Source organism: Kitasatospora sp. NPDC058444 (assembly GCF_042721415.1).
In the GTDB taxonomy this organism is placed as follows: Bacteria; Actinomycetota; Actinomycetes; order Streptomycetales; family Streptomycetaceae; genus Kitasatospora.
This window is the reverse complement of sequence record NZ_JBHXLL010000009.1, coordinates 194972-214502: the sequence shown is the minus strand read 5'-3', so window position 1 is coordinate 214502 and position 19531 is coordinate 194972. Positions and strand designations below refer to the sequence as shown.

Here is a 19531-nt window from a genome sequence, read left to right as displayed (position 1 = left end):
TTTTTGGTTGGGGTTTTTTTTTTTTTATAAACCTACCCCAGACTCTCCCCCCCGTGCGCCGGCCCCCCCCCGGCGCGGGGGGCCCCCCCCGGGGGCCCCCCCCCCCCCGGCCCCCCCCCCCCGACCGCCCACCGCCACCTCCTTCTTACGGCTCCCCTCGACCGGAGGAACGCCTCCCATGTTCGACACAGTTCTGGTCGCCAACCGCGGCGAGATCGCCCTGCGGGTGATCCGCACCCTGCGGCGGCTCGGCGTCCGCTCGGTCGCCGTGTTCAGCGACGCGGACGCCGACGCGCCGCACGTCCGCGAGGCCGACGTCGCGGTCCGGCTCGGCCCGGCCGACCGCAGCGACAGCTCGGCGGCCGAGACCTACCTGCGGACCGACCGGATCCTCGCCGCCGCCCGCCGCACCGGCGCCCAGGCCGTCCACCCCGGCTACGGCTTCCTCGCCGAGAACCCCGGCTTCGCCCGCGCCTGCGCCGACGCGGGCCTCGTCTTCATCGGACCGCCGCCCGGCGCGGTCGAGCTGATGGGCGACAAGATCAACGCCAAGGAGGCCGTCCGGGCCGCCGGCGTCCCGGTGGTCCCCGGCAGCCAGGCCACCGCGCCCACCGACGAGCAACTCGTCGCCGCCGCCGACGAGATCGGCTACCCGGTGCTGCTCAAGCCGTCCGCCGGCGGAGGCGGCAAGGGCATGCGGCTCGTGCGGGACCGCGCCGACCTGCCCACCGAGATCGCCGCCGCCCGCCGCGTCGCCCGCACCGCCTTCGGCGACGACACCCTGCTGCTGGAGCGCTGGGTCGACCGTCCGCGCCACATCGAGGTGCAGGTGCTGGCCGACGCCCACGGCACCACCGTCCACCTCGGCGAGCGCGAGTGCAGCCTGCAGCGCCGCCACCAGAAAGTGATCGAAGAGGCTCCCTCCGTTCTCCTCAATGCCGAGACCCGCGCCGCGATGGGCGCCGCGGCCGTCCGCGCCGCGGAGTCCTGCGGCTACACCGGCGCCGGCACCGTGGAGTTCATCGTCCCCGGCATCGACCCGGACGCCCCCGCCTCCACCTCCGCTTCCGAGGGGGTGCGGGACTTCTTCTTCATGGAGATGAACACCCGTCTCCAGGTGGAGCACCCCGTGACCGAACTCGCCGTCGCGGTCGGCGCGGACTCGGCCCGGCTCGACCTGGTCGAGTGGCAGGTGCGCGTCGCCGCCGGCGAACGGCTCTCCTTCACCCAGTCCGATGTCTCCTTCCAGGGCCACGCCATCGAGGCCCGTATCTGTGCCGAGGACCCGGAACGGGACTTCCTGCCCACCGGCGGCCGCATCCTCACCCTGGACGAGCCCCGGGGCGAGGGCATCCGCGTCGACTCCGGGGTGGCAGCCGGAACCGTCGTCACCAGCTCCTACGACCCCATGCTCGCCAAGGTCATCGCGTACGGGCCCGACCGCCCGACCGCGCTGCGCCGGCTCCGCGCGGCGCTGGCCGACACCCGCATCCTGGGTGTCACCACCAACACCGGCTTCCTGCGCCGACTGCTCGCACACCCCGAGGTCGCCGCCGGCCGACTGGACACCGGTCTGGTGGAGCGCACGGCCCAGGAGCAGCCGGCCCTGCTCACCGCGCCGTACTCCCCCGCGAACGCGACCACCCCGAACGCGACCGCCCCGGACGCGCCCTCGGCGGCCGAAGCACCGTCGCCCGCTCACCTCCTCTACTTCGCGGCCGCGCTGGCGCGGCACCTGGAGCTCACCCCGGCCGCCGACCCCGGCGGCTGGACCGACCCGTTCTCCCTTCCCTCCGGCTGGCGCCTGGGCGGCACCCCCGCCTGGACCACCCACCGACTCCGCACCCCCGGCCAGGACCCGGTGGCGGTGAGCATCCGTTCGATCACTGCGGGCAACGTAGCCGATGCCACTGACAATTCCGCCGGGACCACCCGCGAGGTGGAGCTCCGGCTCGGCGGGGGCCCCGCGCACCGCGCCCGCGCGACCCTGGCCGGCGACCGGCTGCACCTGACCGTCGACGGCCTGCGGACCACGTTCTCGCTGGCCACCGACGCCACCCCCGGCCTCGCCGCCGGACCGGTGACCTGGCTCGGCATCGAGGGCGACGCCTGGCCGCTGCACGCCTACGACCCGGTCGTGGAGAGCGCCGCCGGGGCCGGGGCGCACCACGGTGCGCTGACCGCCCCGATGCCCGGCACCGTCACCGTCGTCAAGACCACGGCGGGCGAGACGGTCCGCAAGGGACAGCCCCTGCTCGTGCTGGAGGCCATGAAGATGGAACACGTGATCGCCGCGCCGCACGACGGCGTGGTCACCGAACTGCGGGCCACCGCCGGCGCCACGGTCGCGATGGAGGACCTGCTGGTCGTGGTCGCCCCGGTCGAGGACGCGGCGGCCGAGGACGCCGGGGCCGAGCCGGTCGCCGCCCCCGCCGAGCCCGCGGAGGTGCGGTCGTGACCGCCCCCGCCCGCGAGCCCGACGCCCTCGATCTGGGCCTGCCCGACCCGGTCCGCGCCCCCGGCCTGCCCGAGGAGGTCCGGATCCACGAGGTCGGACCGCGCGACGGCCTGCAGAACGAGAAGGCCCTGGTGCCGGTCGAGGTCAAGGCCGAGTTCATCGCCCGGCTCGCGGCCGCCGGGCTGCGCACCGTCGAGGCCACCAGCTTCGTTCACCCGAAATGGGTACCGCAGCTGGCCGACGCGGAGGACCTGGTCCCCCGGCTCTCCGACCTGCCGGAGCGCCACCCCGGCCTGCGGCTGCCGGTGCTGGTGCCCAACGAGCGCGGCCTGGACCGCGCGCTCGCCCACCACGTCTCCGACATCGCGGTGTTCGCCAGCGCCACCGAGACCTTCGCCCGCCGCAACCTCAACCGCTCCGCGGACGAGGCCATGGCGATGTTCCGCCCGGTCGTGGCCCGGGCCACCGGGGCCGGGATCGCCGTCCGCGGCTACCTCTCGATGTGCTTCGGCGACCCGTGGGAGGGCCCCGTCCCGGTCGACCAGGTGGTCCGGTACGGCGTGCAGCTGCTGGAGCAGGGCTGCACGGAGCTGAGCCTCGGCGACACCATCGGCGTGGCCACTCCGGGCCAGGTCACCGCCCTGCTGGCGGGTTTCGCGCGGGCCGGCGTCCCGGTCGACCGGCTCGCCGTGCACTTCCACGACACCTACGGCCAGGCGCTCAGCAACACCCTGGCGGCGCTGCGCGAGGGCGTCACCACGGTGGACGCCTCGGCGGGCGGCCTGGGCGGCTGCCCGTACGCGAAGAGCGCCACCGGCAACCTGGCCACCGAGGACCTGGTCTGGATGCTGCACGGGCTCGGCATCCGGACCGGCGTCGACCTGCGCTCGCTCGTCGAGACCAGCGGCTGGATGGCCGGGCGCCTCGGCCGCCCGAGTCCTTCCCGCACCGTCCAGGCGCTGCTCGGCTCCAGCCGGAGCTGACCCGCCCGCACCCGTCCGCGGCGCCGTCCGCCCGCACCACCCGGTCGGCGCCGCGCACCACCCGCACCGCTCGACACCAATCCGTTCATCGCATCGTGCGCCCGTCACACCGTCCGACGGACGCCGGTCACCCCGCTCACGTCCGCGGCCGGCCCGGCCGGGCGCCAGGAGGATCACCGTGTTCGACCACAGGCTCAGCAGCGAGTACGAGGAACTGCGGCGCACCGTCGCCGAGTTCGCCCAGGACGTGGTGGCGCCGAAGATCGGCGAGTTCTACGAGCGGGAGGAGTTCCCCTACGAGATCGTCCGGGAGATGGGGCGGATGGGGCTCTTCGGCCTGCCCTTCCCGGAGGCGTACGGCGGCATGGGCGGCGACTACTTCGCCCTCGGTATCGCCCTGGAGGAACTCGCCCGCGTCGACTCCTCGGTGGCGATCACCCTGGAGGCCGCCGTCTCGCTCGGCGCGATGCCGATCCACCGGTTCGGCACCGAGGAGCAGAAGCGCGAGTGGCTGCCCCGACTGACCTCGGGCGAACTCCTCGGCGCCTTCGGACTCACCGAACCGGAGGGCGGGTCGGACGCGGGAGCCACCCGCACCACGGCGCGCTACGACGAGGCCACCGACGAGTGGGTCATCAACGGGACCAAGTGCTTCATCACCAACTCCGGCACCGACATCACCGGTCTGGTCACCGTCACCGCGCTCACCGAACCGATCGCTCGTTCGAGTGAAGAGGGCGAATTCCGCTCGCCTGTGCGGGAGATCTCCTCCATCATCGTGCCCACCGGGACCCCCGGCTTCCAGGTCTCGAAGAAGTACTCGAAGGTCGGGTGGAACGCATCCGACACCCGCGAATTGTCCTTTACCGACTGCCGCGTCCCCGCGGCCAACCTGCTGGGCCAGCGCGGCCGAGGCTACGCCCAGTTCCTGCGGATCCTCGACGAGGGCCGCATCGCGATCGCCGCCCTGGCCACCGGCCTGGCCCAGGGCTGCGTCGACGAGTCCGTGAAGTACTCCGGCGAGCGCCGGGCCTTCGGCCGGCCGATCGGCGCCAACCAGGCCATCCAGTTCAAGCTTGCCGACATGGAGCTGCGCGCCCACACCTCCCGCCTGGCCTGGCGGGACGCCGCTTCCCGGCTGCTGCACGGTGAACCGTTCAAGAAGGAGGCCGCGATCGCGAAGCTGTACTCGTCCGAGGCCGCCGTCGACAACGCCCGCGAGGCGACCCAGATCCACGGCGGGTACGGCTTCATGAACGAATTCCCGGTCGCCCGTTTCTGGCGCGACTGCAAGATCCTGGAAATCGGGGAGGGCACGTCTGAAGTCCAGCGCATGCTCATCGCCCGGGAGCTCGGCATCGGTTCGTGACGACCGCTTCCATGTCCTGATGGTCACCTCCTGAGCCGCGCCCACCGGGCCGAACACCGCTCAACGCATGCCTACACGACAAGAGTTGGGGGGAGCCCAACGGTGAAGGAGGCATCAGGAGGAGACCACGGGGAGGCTTCGGGAGAAGCCGCAGCAACAAGAGGCGTCAGGGGATCACGATCACCGGGCGGTTGGCCCGCCGCGCCAGCCGTCCGGAGACCGAGCCGAAGATCTTGCCGAGCAGGCCGTGCGTCGTGCCGACGACGATCGCGTCGGCGGCGTACTCACGGCCGACCTCCTCGATCTCGTGGCAGATGTCCCCGCCGCGCTCGACCAGGATCCACGGCACCCCGGTGAGGAAGTCCGCGCAGGCGAGCTCCAGGCCGAGGACCTCGGTCCGGTGGTCGGGGAGGTCGACGAAGACGGGCGGCTCGCAGCCCGCCCAGACCGTGGCGGGCAGGCGGTTGGCGACGTGCACGATCACCAGGCCGCACTGCGAGCGGCGTGCCATGCCGACGGCGTAGGCGAGGGCGCGCTCGCTCGACAGCGAGCCGTCGAAGCCGACCACCACACCGTGCTGGAACACCGGGTCGAGGGACGGCGCCGGGGCCTCCTGCCCGGACGGTTCGGTATGGCCTCCCAACGGGCCGCCCGCGCCGGCTGCCACCTCCGGACGCTCGGCGCCCGGGCCCAGGCGGCCCGTCACCGGAGACCCCGCAGGGTCGGCCGGAGGCCCGCCACGCCGCTGGCGGGGCCCCGGGCGGTCACGGCGGGCGAGGCTGCCCCAACGGGCGAGGCCGCGCAGTGTGCGCGCGAAGCCCGGCGGGCCGTCGTGCCCCGGGGCGGGCTCCACCCGCTCCCCTGGCTCCCCTGACTCCGCTGGCTCCGCCGGCTGTGGCGCGTCGGTCGGGCGGATCGGCTGGATCGGCCGGATCGCACGGGCCACTCCGGCCGCTCCGCCCACTCCGGCTGCCTCGGGCTCCTCGGTGACGTCGGCTCGCTCGTGGCCCACCCGCACGCCCGGGATGCGGCCGGGGGCATCGGCGCACGCGCCGGCTCGTCCGTCGGCTCGTCCGTCGGCTCGCCGGTCGGCAGGGCCGTCCGCGCCTCCGTCCCGGCGGCCACCGCCATGGTCGCCGCCGTGGCCACTGCTGCGGTCGCCGTCCTGGTCGAGGTCGGCGTCGAAGTCGGCGTCGAAGTCGGCGTCGCGGCTGGCGAGGTCGTCGTCGCGGTGGTCACTGCGGTGGTCACGGCCGCCGTCACCGCGCCGGTCGGCACGGATCTCGGCCGGGCCTTCGGGGCTGTCGCAGGCAGACCCGCCCGCCGGACCCACGCTGTGGGACGTGTCCGGTTCAACCGGTCGGGGAGGCTCAAAACCAGCCATGGCTCACGGCTCTTCGATGGAGAGGGGCCGACAGGAGAGGAGAACAACGCTGCCCGGGCAGCAGGCCCGCCCACGGGATGACGTCGGTCTGCGCCGCGCAGCACCGTATGTGACCTGTTCCTTTCAGAGTACGACGGGCCTGGGGCCCAGCCCAGCGAGGAAGCCCCGGAGCGATGTTGTTCCCGCGAAAGAGGGATGCGCCCGCCGCGGCCGTGCGCCCCGCCCACAGACGATCGCGCCCCTCCGGAAAGGAGGTTCCCTGGAGCTTGACTGAGCGGACCGGGCGGCGCAACAGCCCCACGGGACACCGTGACCGGACTGTCATGGATCGGCGACGATCCGTTGCGGCGCGTCGCGAACCGTGACGTCCGACCTGCCCCAACAGTCCCGGACAGCCCACGCGTCACCACGCGCCACCGGCGTGCGGAGGCCGTTTCGGCCACTCCGTACGGCTTCGCGACGCCGTCTGGCATTTGCCAGGTGCATAGGCGTGGCCGCTGGCACCATGCTTGGCATGCCCCTGCTCCTGTTCGACCTCGACAACACCCTGCTGCCCCGGGACGCCGCTTACCTGGCCTGGGCGCAGGACTTCCTGTCCGAACACGATCTCCCACCGGGCGACGTCGACTGGTTCGTCACCCTCGACGGCGGCGGATACGTTCCGCGCAGCACCGTACTGTCGGCGGTCCGGCGCCGCTACGGGCTGGACGTCTCCGCCGACTTCCTGATTGCTCACTACCGACGCGGCATCAACTCCCATATCCACTGCCCGCCCCGGCACATCGAGGCGCTGCGCGCCGCCCGGGCGGCGGGGTGGACGCTCGGGATCGTCAGCAACGGAGGCACCCGGCCGCAGCTGGAGAAGATCCGGCGGACCGGCCTGAGCCCGCTGGTCGACGGCTGGGTCATCTCCGAGGAGGCCGACTGCGTCAAACCGGACCCGCTGATCTTCGAGATGGCCGCCCAGCGGTGCGGCATCGCACCCACCGGGGACTGGGCCGAACACACCTGGATGATCGGGGACCACGCACCCGCCGACATCGCCGGTGCCGAACTGACCGGGCTGCGCAGCGTCTGGCTGCACCACGGCCGGCCGTGGGCGGAGAGCGGCTACCGCCCGACCCTGAAGGCGGCCGGTCTGCCGGAGGCGGTCGGCCAGGTCCTCGCCGCCCGGAACGCGCCCTCGCCCCGGCCGGGCGCCCGTTCCGACCGGCCGCTCCGGAAGGCGGCAGCGGGGGTGCCGGGACGCACGACGGCGCTGGTCGGCGCACGGTCCGGCGCACGTCCCGCGGTGGCCGCCCTGGACCTCGCGAGCGCATCCGTTTCCGCAACCACCGGGCCGGTTCGCGAGCCCGTCCCCGCAGGCGGGCCCGGTGTCCGAAACCGATCAGGCGGGTTTGCCGTGATCGCCGAGGCCCACACGGACACCGGAGCGGAATCCGGGACCCGGGCGGTCGGCCGACCGGGCCCGGCCGCGGACGGCCTCCGCCCCGCACCGGCCACGGCCTCGGTCACAGCCGCAGCGGCGGCCGCCCAGTAGCGCCGGCCGCCCCTCCGCACCGGTCACATCCCCCTCCGAAACCGGGCCGCATCCCCGCCGCACTCCGGCCCGGCCGGCACCCGCACGCACACCCCGCATCACCCCGCATCACCCCGCATCACCCCGCATCACCCCACCCGACCCCGCCCCTCACCTGCTCCCCGCCCCGCGCCGCCGCCACCGATCAGCCGCCGATCAGCCACCGGTCAGCCGGTCAGCCGCTCAGCCGCCGGCCACCACCCGCCACCCCGCTCCGGCCGTCCCACGGGTTCCGGCTACCCCACGGGCTCCGCCGACGTACGGGCCCACCAACAGGTCCGGGCCTGCTCGACGAACCCGAGCTTGCGGTAGAGCGGTTCGCCGAGCGAGGTGGCGACCAGGGTGGCCGGGCGGTCCGGGTGCGCGTGGGCCAGCGCGGTCTGCAGGACGGCGCGGGCCACTCCCCGGCCGCGCCAGTCGGGCAGGGTGGCGACCCAGTACACGCCGGTGGCCCGGCCGTCGTCATAGGTGAGGCAGGTGCCCGCCACCGCGCCGTCGACGCGGCCGAGCCAGCCCCGCCAGCCGGGTGTGTCCAGCAGCTGTTCCGGGAGGGCTTCGCCCCGGACCCAGGGCTGCCGGGCGGGCAGCGGAAAGCCCTCCACGATCGCCCGCTCGACCATGGCGAAGCTGTCGCCCTCGCGTGCCTCATCCACCGTCAGGACGCCGCCTCCGTGCGCCTCCGAGACCGCGGGCAGGACGGTGGTCGCGCCTTCGACCGGTCCGGGGTCCCGGACCATCACCGGCATGAGCGGCATCCGGGTGGCCCCGAGACCCGAGAGGTCGAGCCCGTCGTACGGGTCCTCGACGGTGCAGCGTATGGTCGACCACTCGACCATCAGGTCCGCCAATTCCTGCGCCACGGCCTCCGGTTCGTCGTAGGGGCGGGTCACCACGATGCGGTGCGCGTCGTCCGGGGTCCGGGCGCACCGGACCGCGGTCAGCCCCGGGCGGGTGCGGGACTGCCAGCCGTGGACGCGGGCTTGGGCGAGCCAGAAGGCGGCGGCGTTGTCGTTGGCCCGTTCGAGCCGGCTGTTGGTCTTCACGGCAGGACCGTAACCCGGCGGTCCGGTTCCCTGTTCGGCCGTCCTGGGCTTGGCCGGATGAAGCCTGGGAGGCGCACAACTTCTCCCCGTGCGCCCCCTCGTGCACCGCCGATTTTCGGTCAATTTCGCTCCGATCCCTCCCGCTTGGGCAAATCCGCAGCCCAGACCAGCCGGCCGGGCGCACCGGAGCCGGACGCCCCAGGAACCGCCCCGCGACAACCAGCCACCGTTGCCCCGGCCCTCTTCCCAGAAAGGTCGACGGGTGCCACGCTTCGTGATCGAATGCATCACGCCAAATTGCCATGTCGACATAGCGTCGGATGGTGAACTTGTCACAACGGCAATGGTCCACCCGATAGATTTCGATCTTGGCCAGCAGTGCCGCACCACCCACACCACACCACCGAGGGGGCTTGAGCGCCTTGAGCAGGGTGAGCAGGAGCGACGCGGGTCCTGACAGCGGCCAGGCGGCGGCCGGCGGCGCGGGTCGGTCCGCGAGAGGCACTGGCACCGCCGCGATCGCCACCACCCGCACCTCCGGCACCCCGGGCGCCGCTCCGCACTCCTCGTACCCCGCGGTGTCCTCCCCCGGGTCGGGCGCCGGCGTCGGTCCCGGTGCGGCGCCGACCACCGCGGACCACGGCGTGGCGACGCCCCACGGGGGCCAGTCCCCCTACGGAGGCCAGCCCGCCTTCGCCGGCCAGCACGTCGGCGGACCGCCCTTCGGCGGACAGCCCGTCAGCCGAGGACTCGTCAGTCCCGGCCAGCCCTACGGCGGCGAACACCCGGGCCATTCCGGCCACCCCGGACACCTCGCCCATCCCGGCCACTACGGCGGCCACCTCGGTCACCCCGGCCATTCCGGCCATCTCGGCTACGGCGGCGGCACCCCGGGGCTGAACGGCGCCCCCGTCGCCGCCCCCGGTCAGGGCGGCGGTCCGCTCGGCGGCCTCGCCCTCGGCGCCGGTTCCGGCCACGGCCCGCTGGGCCACGGCGGGCCCGGCGCGAACGGCTCCCCCACCCCGATGACGTCCTCCGCCCCGCGCAAGCTGTCCGGCCGGCGCCGCCGGGAGACCGTCGCGGTGCTGATCTTCGGCGGCGCCCCGATCTTCGAGAGCTCCATCCCGCTCTCCGTCTTCGGCGTGGACCGCCAGGACGCCGGGGTTCCCCGCTACCGCCTGCTGGTCTGCGCCGGCGAGGAGGGCCCGCTGGCCACCACCGGCGGCCTGACCCTCTCCGCCCCGTACGGCCTGGAGGCGCTCGCCCGGGCCGGCACGATCGTCGTTCCGGCCTGGCGCTCGATCTCCCAGCCCCCGCCGGTCGAGGCGATCACCGCCCTGCGCAAGGCCCACCACGAGGGCGCCCGGATCATCGGACTCTGCACCGGCGCCTTCGTGCTGGCCGCCGCCGGCCTGCTCGACGGCCGCCCGGCGACCACCCACTGGATGTACGCGCCGACGCTGGCCAAGCGCTACCCGCGGGTCCACGTCGACCCGCGCGAGCTGTTCGTCGACGACGGCGACGTGCTCACCTCGGCCGGCACCGCCGCCGGCATCGACCTGTGCCTGCACGTGGTGCGCAGCGACCACGGCGCCGAGGCGGCCAACGCGCTGGCCCGCCGCCTGGTGGTGCCGAGCCGCCGCGGCGGCGGAGGACAGGCCCAGTACATCGATCAGTCTTTACCGGAGGAGATCGGCAACGACCCGCTGGCCGAGGTGGTCACGTGGGCGCTGGAGAACCTCAACCAGCAGTTCGACGTCGAGGTGCTGGCGGCTCGCGCCTACATGAGCCGCCGCACCTTCGACCGGCGGTTCCGCACGCTGACCGGCAGCGCGCCGTTGCAGTGGCTGATCACCCAGCGGGTGCTCCAGGCACAGCGGCTGCTGGAGACCTCGGAACTGTCGGTGGACGACGTCGCGCGCCGGTGCGGGTTCCGTTCGCCGGTGGCGCTGCGCGGGCACTTCCGCCGCCAGCTCGGGGTCTCCCCGGCCGCGTACCGGACCAGCTACCGGGCCCGCCGGCCCGGTCAGCAGCCGAGCGCGCCGGCCGGTGCGCTCGGCGACCTGCGGCTGCCCGGAGCGCTGCCGCACCCGGCGGGCGCGGTCGCCCAGGCGGGCGGGCCGCTGTTCGGCGGGGCGCACGGTGTGCCGTCGGCGCAGCCGTTCCCGGCCGGTCCGGGGGCGCCGCTCGCGGTCGGACAGCACGGGCAGCACGGGCAGCCGGTCCCGCACGGGCAGCACGGGCAACCCGGTCAGCACGGGCAGCACGGCCAGCAGGTCGGTCACGGGCAGCCGGGAGCGTCCGGACAGCCCGGCGGGTTCGGTCCGGGTCAGGTCGGGACGCCGACCGGCCAGGGCTTCCACCCCCGGGCCGGTCAGCCGTACCCGCACCAGCAGGCCGCGCAGCAGTCGCACCCCGGGCAGCAGGGTGCGACGGGGCGCGGTCCGCTGCGGCCGGCGGTGGTTCCGCAGCAGGCCGGACCGGGATCGGGGACCGGACGTCCGCCGCGCACCGCCGAGCACGCGGCGGCGGAGGACGGCCTCCCCCAGCCGGGGGTCCGCGGCCAGGGCCAGGGGCACCGCAGCGCGGCCGAGCGACCCGCGGACGAGCCGGGGGTGGCCGGGCGCGGTCACGGCCCGGCCACCGGACGGATGCCGGCCCCGACCGGGCAGCCGGGCTCCGGCCCGGGTGACCTCCGCGGTCGCCAGGCCCGGGCACCGCAGGTCCGCGGCCAGGCCGTCGGCCGGCCCGCGGCCGAGGGCGCCCGGGCGGCGCGCGAGGCCCGGACCGGACGGGACGGCCACGCGGTCCGGGCCGGCCGGGACGGCGAGCACCCGGACGGCCCCGGCGCGCACGACGGGCCGGAGGAGCACCAGGCCGAGGCACCCCGCTCGGCTCCACCGGTCCCCGCGGCGCGTGATCGCGCCGTAGGGTGAGTTGTGTGAATGACCGTTTGGTATGGATCGACTGTGAAATGACCGGCCTCGACCTCGACCGGGACGCCCTGGTCGAGGTCGCGGTGCTGGTGACGGACTCCGAGCTGAACATCCTCGGCGAGGGCGTGGACGTCATCATCCGGCCGCCGGCGGAGGCGTTGGCGAACATGCCCGAGGTGGTGCGCGAGATGCACACCGCCTCCGGGCTGCTGGAGGAGCTGGAGCAGGGCGTGACCCTGGCCGAGGCCGAGGCGCGGGTGCTCGCCTACGTGCGCGAGCACGTGCCGGAGGCGGGGAAGACCCCGCTGTGCGGCAACTCGGTGGCCACCGACCGCGGCTTCCTGGCCCGGGACATGCCGGCCCTGGAGAAGCACCTGCACTACCGGATCGTGGACGTCTCCTCGATCAAGGAGCTGGCCCGGCGCTGGTACCCGAAGGCGTACTACAACAGCCCGCAGAAGGGCGGCAACCACCGGGCGCTCGCCGACATCCGGGAGAGCATCAACGAACTGCGGTACTACCGCGAGGCGGTGTTCGTCCCGCAGCCCGGCCCGGACGCCGACACCGCGCGGGCGATCGCCGGGAAGTACCAGGCGCCGGCGAGCTGAGCCCGGGGCCGCCGTGCGGGCCGATCCCGGGACCGCCCGGCGGAGCCCCGCCGGAGGGTCGGAGAAGGTGCCCGCGTTCGCCGGACGGAAACCCTGGCGCGAGCACCCTCTCGGATCCTGTAGAGTTCTTCCTGTCGGAACGGGAACGCGAGAGCGGGAACGGACCGGACAGATGGTGGGTGTAGCTCAGTTGGTAGAGCACCTGGTTGTGGTCCAGGTGGCCGCGGGTTCGAGTCCCGTCACTCACCCCAGAGCCTGAGGGGCCGATCTCTTCAAGAGATCGGCCCCTCAGGCGTTTTCGCGTTCCCTCAGCTGTGCACGGCCTCAGTTGCACGCCCCCCGCCCGAATGTGCGCCCCCTCACACCCGCCTGCCCGGTCGACTTTCCGGCCGCCCCCCTGCCGCCGGAAGCTACCGGCTAGTAACATCTTCGCCATGACCACACCTACGATCGGCAAGCTGCTCGACGACACCGTGCCGATGGCGCACACCCTCAACCTGGAGTACCTGGAGACCACCCCGGAGCGCGCCGTGCTCCGCCTGCCGGACCAGCCCGCGTACCACAACCACGTCGGCGGCCCGCACGCCGGCGCGATGTTCACGCTGGCCGAGTCCGCCAGTGGCTGCATCGTGCTCGCCGCCTTCGGCGACCAGCTGTCCCGGGCCGTGCCGCTCGCCGTGAACGCCGAGATCGCGTACAAGAAGCTCGCCATGGGCGACGTCACCGCCACCGCCGTGCTCGGCCGCCCGGCCACCGAGGTCGTCGCCGAGCTGGACGCCGGCGGCCGCCCCGAGTTCCCGGTCACCGTCGAGATCACCCGCGCCGACGGCGCCGTCACCGGCGTGATGACGGTCACCTGGACCCTGCGCCCCAACTCCTGACCGCCACGCGGCCGGTGGCCCCGGGAGCGGCGGCCCCGGGGCCACGCCCGCGATGACTGTCCGTGACGGCGGGCGTGACCTCACCGCCCGGCCGCTCGTTCTCGACTCACGTGCGAGCCAATCACGCGACCAAGCCCCAGGAACCCGCCCCTCGCGGCGTCGCCGGTGCCCGCCGCGGGATCACCCGGTGGCTGCCCCGCCCCCGGATCGTCGCGGCCGCGGGAGCCCTGCTCGCGCAGCTCTGGGGAGTCGGCGCCCCCGGGGCCTACGCGGCCACCACCGACCCACCGCCGGACCCGGCCCGGCCCGCCGTCCGGCGCGCGCTGCACGGCGTCCCGGCACTCGACCGGCCGGGGCTCGACGGACCGGCCCTCGACGGGCAGTCAGCCGAACGTCCCGTCGGGTCCGGGCCGTCGGCGGGCAGGCCGCCGAAGGACGGCCCGCCGGACCGCTCCCCCGGGCCCGCCGGGGACGAACCGGGCGGCAACGGCCCGGGCGGCGGGATCACCGAGGGCGCGGGGGCCACCGGAGCGGTCGGCGACACCCTCCAGGAACGCATCCGGGCCGGCGGCCTGCCCCTGCCCGGCCAACGGGCGGCCGTCCCCGACGCCTTCGCCCTCGCCTCCGGCCTGCTCGACGTCGTCCCCGCCCAGGCCCGCTCCGACAGCTCCCGCTCCGACAGCTCCCGCTCCGACGGCTCCCGCGCCTTCCGCGAGGGCGGACCCGTCGGTCCGCCGTCCGCCGACCGACGCCGCACCGACGCCGCCCTTCCCGCCGTTCCCCGGCAGCGCGGGGCGGCGGAGGAACCGCTGGTCCAGGAGGCGGCGGCCACGACCGCCGACGACACCGGGCCCACCGCCGATCCCGACCGCCCGACGGACTCCACGACTCCCACCGCACCCGGGCACGGCAGGACACCCGCGACGGTGGCCATCGCCGACACCGCGACCACCTCCCATGACGGCTCCGCCACCGCGACCGCCGTCCTCGCCCCCATCGCCGCCGGCCTGCTGCTCACGGGGGCCGCCATGTGCAAGCACCGCGGGCTGCCGCGCGGGCACTGAACGGGCCGGGGCCTGACCCTCCCCCACCCGCTCGGCCGCCCGTCGTTCGCCCGAAGGTGTCGGGGTGTGTGCGTCGCCGGACGGCGGTGGGACATCTCCCGGCCGAAGCCCGGGGCTCGTTGCCCCTGCGGGCCGCGGGCGGGAGGGCGAGGAGTGGCCCGGGGCGTGGTCGGGTCAGGGCGTCGGCGTGTTGTGCGTCCCGCGGCCGAGGAGGCACCTCCCGCCGCCAGGCGCGCGGCCCCTGCCTATTGCGCGGCCAGCTCCAGGACCAGCAGCGGGAGTTCACGCCCCGGGATCGAGCCGGACGGGACGCTGCCGATCCGGGTGGCACCCATCGCGAGGTAGAACGGCTCGGCATTCGGGTCGGAGTCGATGGTGAACCGACGCAGGCCGAGCTCCACGGCCAGGCCCCGGGCCCGCTCGAACAGCGCGCGGCCGACGCCGCGGCCGATCGACTCGGGCTCGACGAAGAGCTGGTCCAGCGATCCGGTCGGCGGTGCGCCGGAGAGCGAGACGAATCCCAGCACCCGCCCGTCGTCCTCGGCCACCATCGTGGCCGACCGCTCGATCACACCGGCGTCCACGGTCAGCTCCGCCCGGCAGGCGGCCATGAACGCCTCGTCGTAGCCCCAGTACGCCTTGGACCGCAGGGCGATGCCGGTGAGCCGCGCGGCTTCCTCCGGCCGGGCCGGCCTGATCTCCATGGCTCCCCCTCGGGTCGGTGGCCGAAACGGCAGCGCCATTGTCGGCCTCGATTCGGTCGTCCGCCAACGGATTTACCCCAGACTTCACGGCGCCGGCGAACGGCCCGGGGTGCGGCGGGCGGCAGCCGTCAGCGGACGGCTCCGGCGGCGAATTCGGTGAGGGCACGGCCGTGTTCGACCCTCGCGTGGGCGTTGTCGCAGGCCGCGCAGAGGATGAGCTCGGCGACCGGAAGCCGGAAACCGGCCGTCAGCGGAAGACCCCCGGCGGCGGCTCCGGCGAGGGCGCCGCCGTGGCATCCGTCGCCGGAACGGCCCCGGCCGCGAAGTCAGTGAGGGCGCGCCCGTGTTCGACCCGGGCGTGGGCGGAGTCGGAGGCGGCGCGGCGGGTGAGTTCGGCGACCGGGAGCGGGGTGTGGGCGGCGGCCAGGACGAGGTTGCCGAAGCGCTTGCCGCGCAGCACGGCGGGGTCGGCGATCAGGCACAGCTCGGGGAAGACCGTGCCGAGGGTGGCGACCTGGGAGCGGGCGAAGGGCAGGGCGCCGCCGTCGGCGATGTTGGCGGCGTACCAGCCGCCGGGGGCGAGGGCGCGGGCGGCGAGGGTGGTGAACTCGACGGTGGTGCAGTGGGCGGGGGTGCGGGCCCCGGAGAAGACGTCGGTGATCACCAGGTCGACGCTGTCCTCGGGAGTGCGCTCCAGCACGCTGCGGGCGTCCGCGCCGCGCACCTTGATCTGCCAGCCGCGCTCCAACGGGAGTTCGGCGCGGACGAGTTCGGTGAGCGCGGTGTCGATCTCGGCGACCTGCTGGCGGGAGCGCGGCCGGGTCGCGGCGGTGTAGCGGGCCAGGGTGAGGGCGCCGCCGCCGAGGTGCAGGACGGTGAGCGGACGCCCGGGCGGGGCGACCAGGTCGATCAGGTGGCCGAGCCGGCGCTGGTACTCGAATCCGAGGTGGGTGGGGTCGGCGAGGTCGACCAGGGACTGCGGGGCGCCGTCGATCAGCAGCGACCAGGCGGCGGGCCGGTCGCGGTCGGGGCGCAGCTCGGCGAGGCCGGAGCCGACGGGACGGCGGAGCGGGCCCTGGGCGTGGGTGCGTCCGCCCGGTCCGGTGGTGGCCGCCGGTTCCGGGCCGCGCGCGGCTCTGCTGCTTCGTCCCATACCGGCCATTATCGCCGTCGGGGTGGAACACCCGCGGGTCAGGGGCGTGCCGCGGGGACCGGGCCGGAGGCTCGGGCGCCCGGCGGGATCCGCGCGGCGCGCCCGCTAGAACGGGCCGAGGCCGCCTGCGGTGAGCGTGCAGGCGGCCTCGCAGAGGGCTGAGCGGAGCACCCAGGCGTCGGTGGGGCGGGCGGTGCGGCCGGCGCCGGAGGGCGGGATCACCCAGCGCGGGTCGGTGCCGGCGGGCACGAGCGCGCCGGCGGTACAGGAGCTGCCGGGCAGGTGCCAGGTCTCCCAGGTGCCGGCCGGGACGAGGAAGGAGACGGTGCTGCCGTTGCGGCTCTGCAGGACGGCTCCGCAGGCGCGGCGCAGTCTCAGGATGTCGACGGCTTCCAGGCCGTGCCGCAGGGCGACGGTCACGGTGTCGCAGGAGGTGACAAGGGTGCCCTCGTCGGGGGTCGTGCGCTCGCGCCGGCGGCCGCCGCAGGGGAGGCGGCCGCCGCCGACCGGTCCCCGGCCGGAGAGCCGGTCGTCGGCGGGTTCGGGGAGCAGGGCGGGAGCGGCGCCGGCGGGCATCCCCCCGCGGACGGGGCGGTACTGCGGCAGTCCGGTGGCCATCATGGGCTCTCCTGTACCTCGTCGGTCCGGAAGCACAGCCGTCGGGCGGGGCCGCCGGGCCGGGACGGGCCGGGGCTACGGCATGGGCTTTTTTTCCGCGTACCAGGACAACGTGGCGGCCACGCTCCAGGCCACGGGGCGCCTTACAGCAAGGCATGGCATTTCATGGCGGATATCCCGCAACATCGCCCCTTTTGCCATGGTTTGACGGCAGATGTCCTGCCAACCGAATGTGGCCGGTCGGTGACTCCGAGTACTCTCGGCGCCATGGCAGCCACCCCACCGGCCGAGCCGAACCGACCGTCCCCCAACGCCGTGATGCGCGCACTGCGCGGCGACCGTTCACCGGGCGAGTTCGCCACGGCCGTCCGCAGGGCCGCCCGCGAGATCGGCGAGCACGTGTCCTGCGACGCCCGCTACGTCGGACGGGTCGAATCCGGTGAGATCCGCTGCCCCAACTACGCCTACGAGCGGGTATTCCGGCACATGTGGCCGGACCGCACGCTCACCGACCTCGGCTTCGCCCCCCGGACCGCCGTCCGCCGCCGCCCGGCGGCCGGACCCGGCGGGTGGAGCGAACCGCCTCCGCTCCACCCGACGTTCCCGCCCCCGTCCGCCCCGCGCTCACCACTCTCCACTCAACTCCCGTACGCTGCCTCGCCGTACGCGGATCCAGCCGCTCCGGACGGGCCCCGCTGGCCGAGTCCCGGGACGGCGCCCCGGGGGCCCGATGGATCGCCCAATCTCGACGAGGAGAACGACGACGTGCGTCGCCGTACGTTCCTGGCCGGCGGCACCACCGCGCTGGCCGCCGTGATCGGCATCGACCGACCGGCCGCGGCCGCCGGTCGGCCGGCCGGTGCCGACCGCGCCCTTGCCGTGCTCAGCGGCCAAGGCGCCTTTCCCGGTGCGGAGTTCACCGCACCGTCGCTGCTCGGCGGCGAACCGCTGGTGCCCGGCCGGCCCGGGCCGGTGGCGCCGTCGCGCCGGGTCGGCGCCGCCGAGGTGCTCGGCGTCGAACAGGCCGTCCGGGAGATTCGGCTGGCCGACGACGCGCACGGCGCGGACACCCTGTACGAGCTCGCCGGGCAGTCGCTGCGCAACGCCTACGTGCTGCTCAACGAGTGCGAGTACAGCGCCGAGACGGAGCGCCGGCTCCAGGCCGGGGCCGGCGAACTCGCCATCTCCGTCGGCTGGTTGGCCCACGACTCCAACCGCCTCGCGGACGCCCGCTCGTTCTACGCCGAGGCGCTCGCCACCGCCCGGATGGCCGGGGACTCCGCCCTGGAGGCGCACGTCTTCTGCAACAGCGCCTTCCTCGCCCGGGACGCCGGCCGCCCGCGCGAGGCGCTGCGCGCCGCCCAGGCCGGGCAGGTCGCCGCCCGGGAACTGGGCTCCGAGCGGCTGCTCGCCCTGCTGGGCATGCGCGAGGCCGGCGCCTGGGCGCTGCTCCAGGACCGCGCCTCCTGCGAGCGCGCGCTCGGCCGGGCGTACGCGCTGTTCGACCGGGGCCCGGGCGAGCGGGACCCGGAGTGGATGTCCTTCTTCGGCGAGGCCGAGATCGCCGGCCTCCAGTCGCAGTGCTGGTCGGCGCTCGGCGACTGGGACCGCGCCAGCGAGCAGGCCGGGCTGGCGATAACGCTCCAGAAGCCGCACTTCGTCCGCAACCGGGTGCTGTACACCGCCGAGCTGGCCCACGACCGGCTCGGCCGCGGGGACCTGGCCGGCGCGGCGCACCACGGCTCGGCCGCCGTCGCGCTGTTCGGCGCCGTCCGCTCGGCCCGGATCCGGAGCATGCTCGCGGACACCGCGGGACGGCTGCGCCCGCACGTCGCGGTACCCGAGGTGCGGCGGTTCCTGGCCGACTACGACCGGGCGGCGGCCGCCTAGAGCCCGGGCGGCCCCGGAGGGATCCCCCGGATCCCTCGGCGCCGCCGAGCCGACCGGGGCTCCGCGGTCAGTGCCCGGCGGTCAGGCCGTCCAGGTGGGACAGGTCGTTCCAGATCTCCACCGCCGGCGCGCCGTACTCCCAGGACAGCACGCAGAGCGCGGCCGTACCGAGCTTGAAGCGCTGGGCGAACTCGGGCGGCAGGCCCAGCCAGCGGGCGGTCAGGATCCGCAGCAGGTGGCCGTGCGCGAACAGGACGACGTCCCGGTCGGCGCAGTGCATCACGGTGGTGTCCGGCTCCGGGACGCCGTGCTCCTCCTTGAGGCCGGCCAGGAAGGCGTCCACCCTTTCGGCCACGTCGGAGAGCTTCTCGCCGCCGGGCACCCCGTCGCGCCAGATCAGCCAGCCGGGGTGGTCGGTGGCCCGGATGTCCGCGCCGGTGCGGCCCTCGTACGCGCCGTAGTCCCACTCCATCAGTTCCGGGCGCTCCACCGCGCGGTCGCCGAAGCCGGCCAGCTCGCAGGTCTCCTCGGCCCGGCCGAGCGGGCTGGTGTAGACGAGCGCGTCCGGCAACCCGTTCCAGGGGGCCTTGGCGAGGCGGGCGCCGAGGGCCCGGGCCATCGCGCGGCCCTCCTCGGTCAGCGGGATGTCGGTGCGACCGGTGTGGCGGCCGGTGGCGGACCACTCGGTCTCGCCGTGGCGGACCAGCACGATGCGGGCGGGCATGGGGGCTCCTAGCAGCTGCAGGGCGGTGGCAACGGTTTCGGTCTCACCATTGAGCACCGGGTTCCATGATCCCCCACCCGGGCGGCGGAGACGATCGCGGGGCCGGTACCGGCGGCCGCGCCGCGCGCGCCGGTGGG

General features: G+C 74.9%; 15 protein-coding genes, 1 tRNA gene and 1 pseudogene. 11 read left to right on the top strand and 6 right to left on the bottom strand.

The features are described from left to right. Positions 1-178: 178 nt before the first annotated feature. The 3 genes from ACFWP2_RS13665 to ACFWP2_RS13655 all read left to right on the top strand — a co-directional run bounded on the left by ACFWP2_RS13665 (position 179) and on the right by ACFWP2_RS13655 (position 4810). Positions 179-2458: an acetyl/propionyl/methylcrotonyl-CoA carboxylase subunit alpha gene (locus ACFWP2_RS13665; RefSeq protein ID WP_380450544.1), complete on the top strand. Its 2280-nt coding sequence runs from the start codon at positions 179-181 to the stop codon at positions 2456-2458. Continuing rightward, positions 2455-3441 carry a hydroxymethylglutaryl-CoA lyase gene (locus ACFWP2_RS13660; protein ID WP_380450543.1) on the top strand — a complete coding sequence of 329 codons (987 nt, stop codon included), beginning with the start codon at positions 2455-2457 and terminating at the stop codon, positions 3439-3441. The genes ACFWP2_RS13665 and ACFWP2_RS13660 overlap by 4 nt, the downstream gene beginning before the upstream one ends. A gap of 178 nt (positions 3442-3619) precedes the next feature. Beyond that, entirely contained in the window at positions 3620-4810 is a 1191-nt protein-coding gene (locus ACFWP2_RS13655; RefSeq protein WP_380450542.1) for an acyl-CoA dehydrogenase family protein, read from the top strand. Positions 4811-4976: 166 nt separating this feature from the next. Here ACFWP2_RS13655 and ACFWP2_RS13650 read toward each other — a convergent pair whose 3' ends face one another. Continuing rightward, positions 4977-5453 (bottom strand): universal stress protein, encoded by a 477-nt coding sequence (locus tag ACFWP2_RS13650; RefSeq protein ID WP_380450568.1) that lies wholly within the window; start codon positions 5451-5453, stop codon positions 4977-4979. A gap of 498 nt (positions 5454-5951) precedes the next feature. On the opposite strand from ACFWP2_RS13650, the gene ACFWP2_RS13645 reads away from it, so the two are divergent. Continuing rightward, on the top strand, positions 5952-6275 hold the full coding sequence (locus tag ACFWP2_RS13645) for a hypothetical protein (RefSeq protein ID WP_380450541.1): 324 nt from the start codon (positions 5952-5954) through the stop codon (positions 6273-6275). Positions 6276-6708: 433 nt separating this feature from the next. Next, entirely contained in the window at positions 6709-7734 is a 1026-nt protein-coding gene (locus ACFWP2_RS13640; protein ID WP_380450540.1) for an HAD family hydrolase, read from the top strand. Positions 7735-8009: 275 nt separating this feature from the next. Here the strand turns inward: ACFWP2_RS13640 and ACFWP2_RS13635 are convergent, their stop codons facing one another. Further along, positions 8010-8816 carry a GNAT family N-acetyltransferase gene (locus ACFWP2_RS13635; protein WP_380450539.1) on the bottom strand — a complete coding sequence of 269 codons (807 nt, stop codon included), beginning with the start codon at positions 8814-8816 and terminating at the stop codon, positions 8010-8012. A gap of 1025 nt (positions 8817-9841) precedes the next feature. Here ACFWP2_RS13635 and ACFWP2_RS13630 point away from each other — a divergent pair. From ACFWP2_RS13630 to ACFWP2_RS13610, 5 genes and pseudogenes are all read left to right on the top strand, one after another. Continuing rightward, positions 9842-10847 (top strand): annotated as a pseudogene (locus ACFWP2_RS13630) (helix-turn-helix domain-containing protein); the annotation flags it as partial. Positions 10848-11757: 910 nt separating this feature from the next. Continuing rightward, the gene (orn, locus tag ACFWP2_RS13625) at positions 11758-12360 is read left to right on the top strand and encodes an oligoribonuclease (RefSeq protein ID WP_380450538.1); all 603 of its coding nucleotides are present in this window, start codon (positions 11758-11760) and stop codon (positions 12358-12360) included. Positions 12361-12535: 175 nt separating this feature from the next. Continuing rightward, a tRNA-His gene (locus ACFWP2_RS13620) sits at positions 12536-12611 on the top strand. 183 nt (positions 12612-12794) lie between these two features. Continuing rightward, complete coding sequence (locus ACFWP2_RS13615) at positions 12795-13241, top strand: DUF4442 domain-containing protein (RefSeq protein WP_380450537.1); 447 nt, start codon at positions 12795-12797, stop codon at positions 13239-13241. A 110-nt stretch (positions 13242-13351) separates the two neighbouring features. Next, entirely contained in the window at positions 13352-14305 is a 954-nt protein-coding gene (locus tag ACFWP2_RS13610) for a hypothetical protein (protein WP_380450536.1), read from the top strand. 245 nt (positions 14306-14550) lie between these two features. On the opposite strand, the gene ACFWP2_RS13605 is transcribed toward ACFWP2_RS13610, so the two are convergent. From ACFWP2_RS13605 to ACFWP2_RS13595, 3 genes are all read right to left on the bottom strand, one after another. Then, a complete protein-coding gene (locus tag ACFWP2_RS13605) occupies positions 14551-15009 on the bottom strand; it encodes a GNAT family N-acetyltransferase (protein WP_380450535.1) in 459 nt (152 codons plus the stop codon). 247 nt (positions 15010-15256) lie between these two features. Continuing rightward, positions 15257-16162, bottom strand: a complete 906-nt coding sequence (locus ACFWP2_RS13600) for a spermidine synthase (RefSeq protein ID WP_380450534.1) — start codon at positions 16160-16162, stop codon at positions 15257-15259. Positions 16163-16267: 105 nt separating this feature from the next. After that, a complete protein-coding gene (locus tag ACFWP2_RS13595; protein ID WP_380450533.1) occupies positions 16268-16783 on the bottom strand; it encodes a hypothetical protein in 516 nt (171 codons plus the stop codon). A 264-nt stretch (positions 16784-17047) separates the two neighbouring features. On the opposite strand from ACFWP2_RS13595, the gene ACFWP2_RS13590 reads away from it, so the two are divergent. Next, on the top strand, positions 17048-18670 hold the full coding sequence (locus tag ACFWP2_RS13590) for a tetratricopeptide repeat protein (RefSeq protein ID WP_380450532.1): 1623 nt from the start codon (positions 17048-17050) through the stop codon (positions 18668-18670). A gap of 67 nt (positions 18671-18737) precedes the next feature. Here the strand turns inward: ACFWP2_RS13590 and ACFWP2_RS13585 are convergent, their stop codons facing one another. Beyond that, complete coding sequence (locus ACFWP2_RS13585; protein ID WP_380450531.1) at positions 18738-19394, bottom strand: histidine phosphatase family protein; 657 nt, start codon at positions 19392-19394, stop codon at positions 18738-18740. Positions 19395-19531: the final 137 nt, after the last annotated feature.

What these genes read in the sequence shown, in the direction of transcription:
- ACFWP2_RS13665 (WP_380450544.1), top strand. Translation starts at nt 179, where the DNA reads ATGTTCGACACAGTTCTGGTCGCCAACCGCGGCGAGATCGCCCTGCGG.
- ACFWP2_RS13595 (WP_380450533.1), bottom strand. Translation starts at nt 16,783, where the DNA reads ATGATGGCCACCGGACTGCCGCAGTACCGCCCCGTCCGCGGGGGGATG.
- ACFWP2_RS13590 (WP_380450532.1), top strand. Translation starts at nt 17,048, where the DNA reads ATGGCAGCCACCCCACCGGCCGAGCCGAACCGACCGTCCCCCAACGCC.
- ACFWP2_RS13585 (WP_380450531.1), bottom strand. Translation starts at nt 19,394, where the DNA reads ATGCCCGCCCGCATCGTGCTGGTCCGCCACGGCGAGACCGAGTGGTCC.
- ACFWP2_RS13600 (WP_380450534.1), bottom strand. Translation starts at nt 16,162, where the DNA reads ATGGGACGAAGCAGCAGAGCCGCGCGCGGCCCGGAACCGGCGGCCACC.
- ACFWP2_RS13615 (WP_380450537.1), top strand. Translation starts at nt 12,795, where the DNA reads ATGACCACACCTACGATCGGCAAGCTGCTCGACGACACCGTGCCGATG.
- ACFWP2_RS13640 (WP_380450540.1), top strand. Translation starts at nt 6,709, where the DNA reads ATGCCCCTGCTCCTGTTCGACCTCGACAACACCCTGCTGCCCCGGGAC.
- ACFWP2_RS13605 (WP_380450535.1), bottom strand. Translation starts at nt 15,009, where the DNA reads ATGGAGATCAGGCCGGCCCGGCCGGAGGAAGCCGCGCGGCTCACCGGC.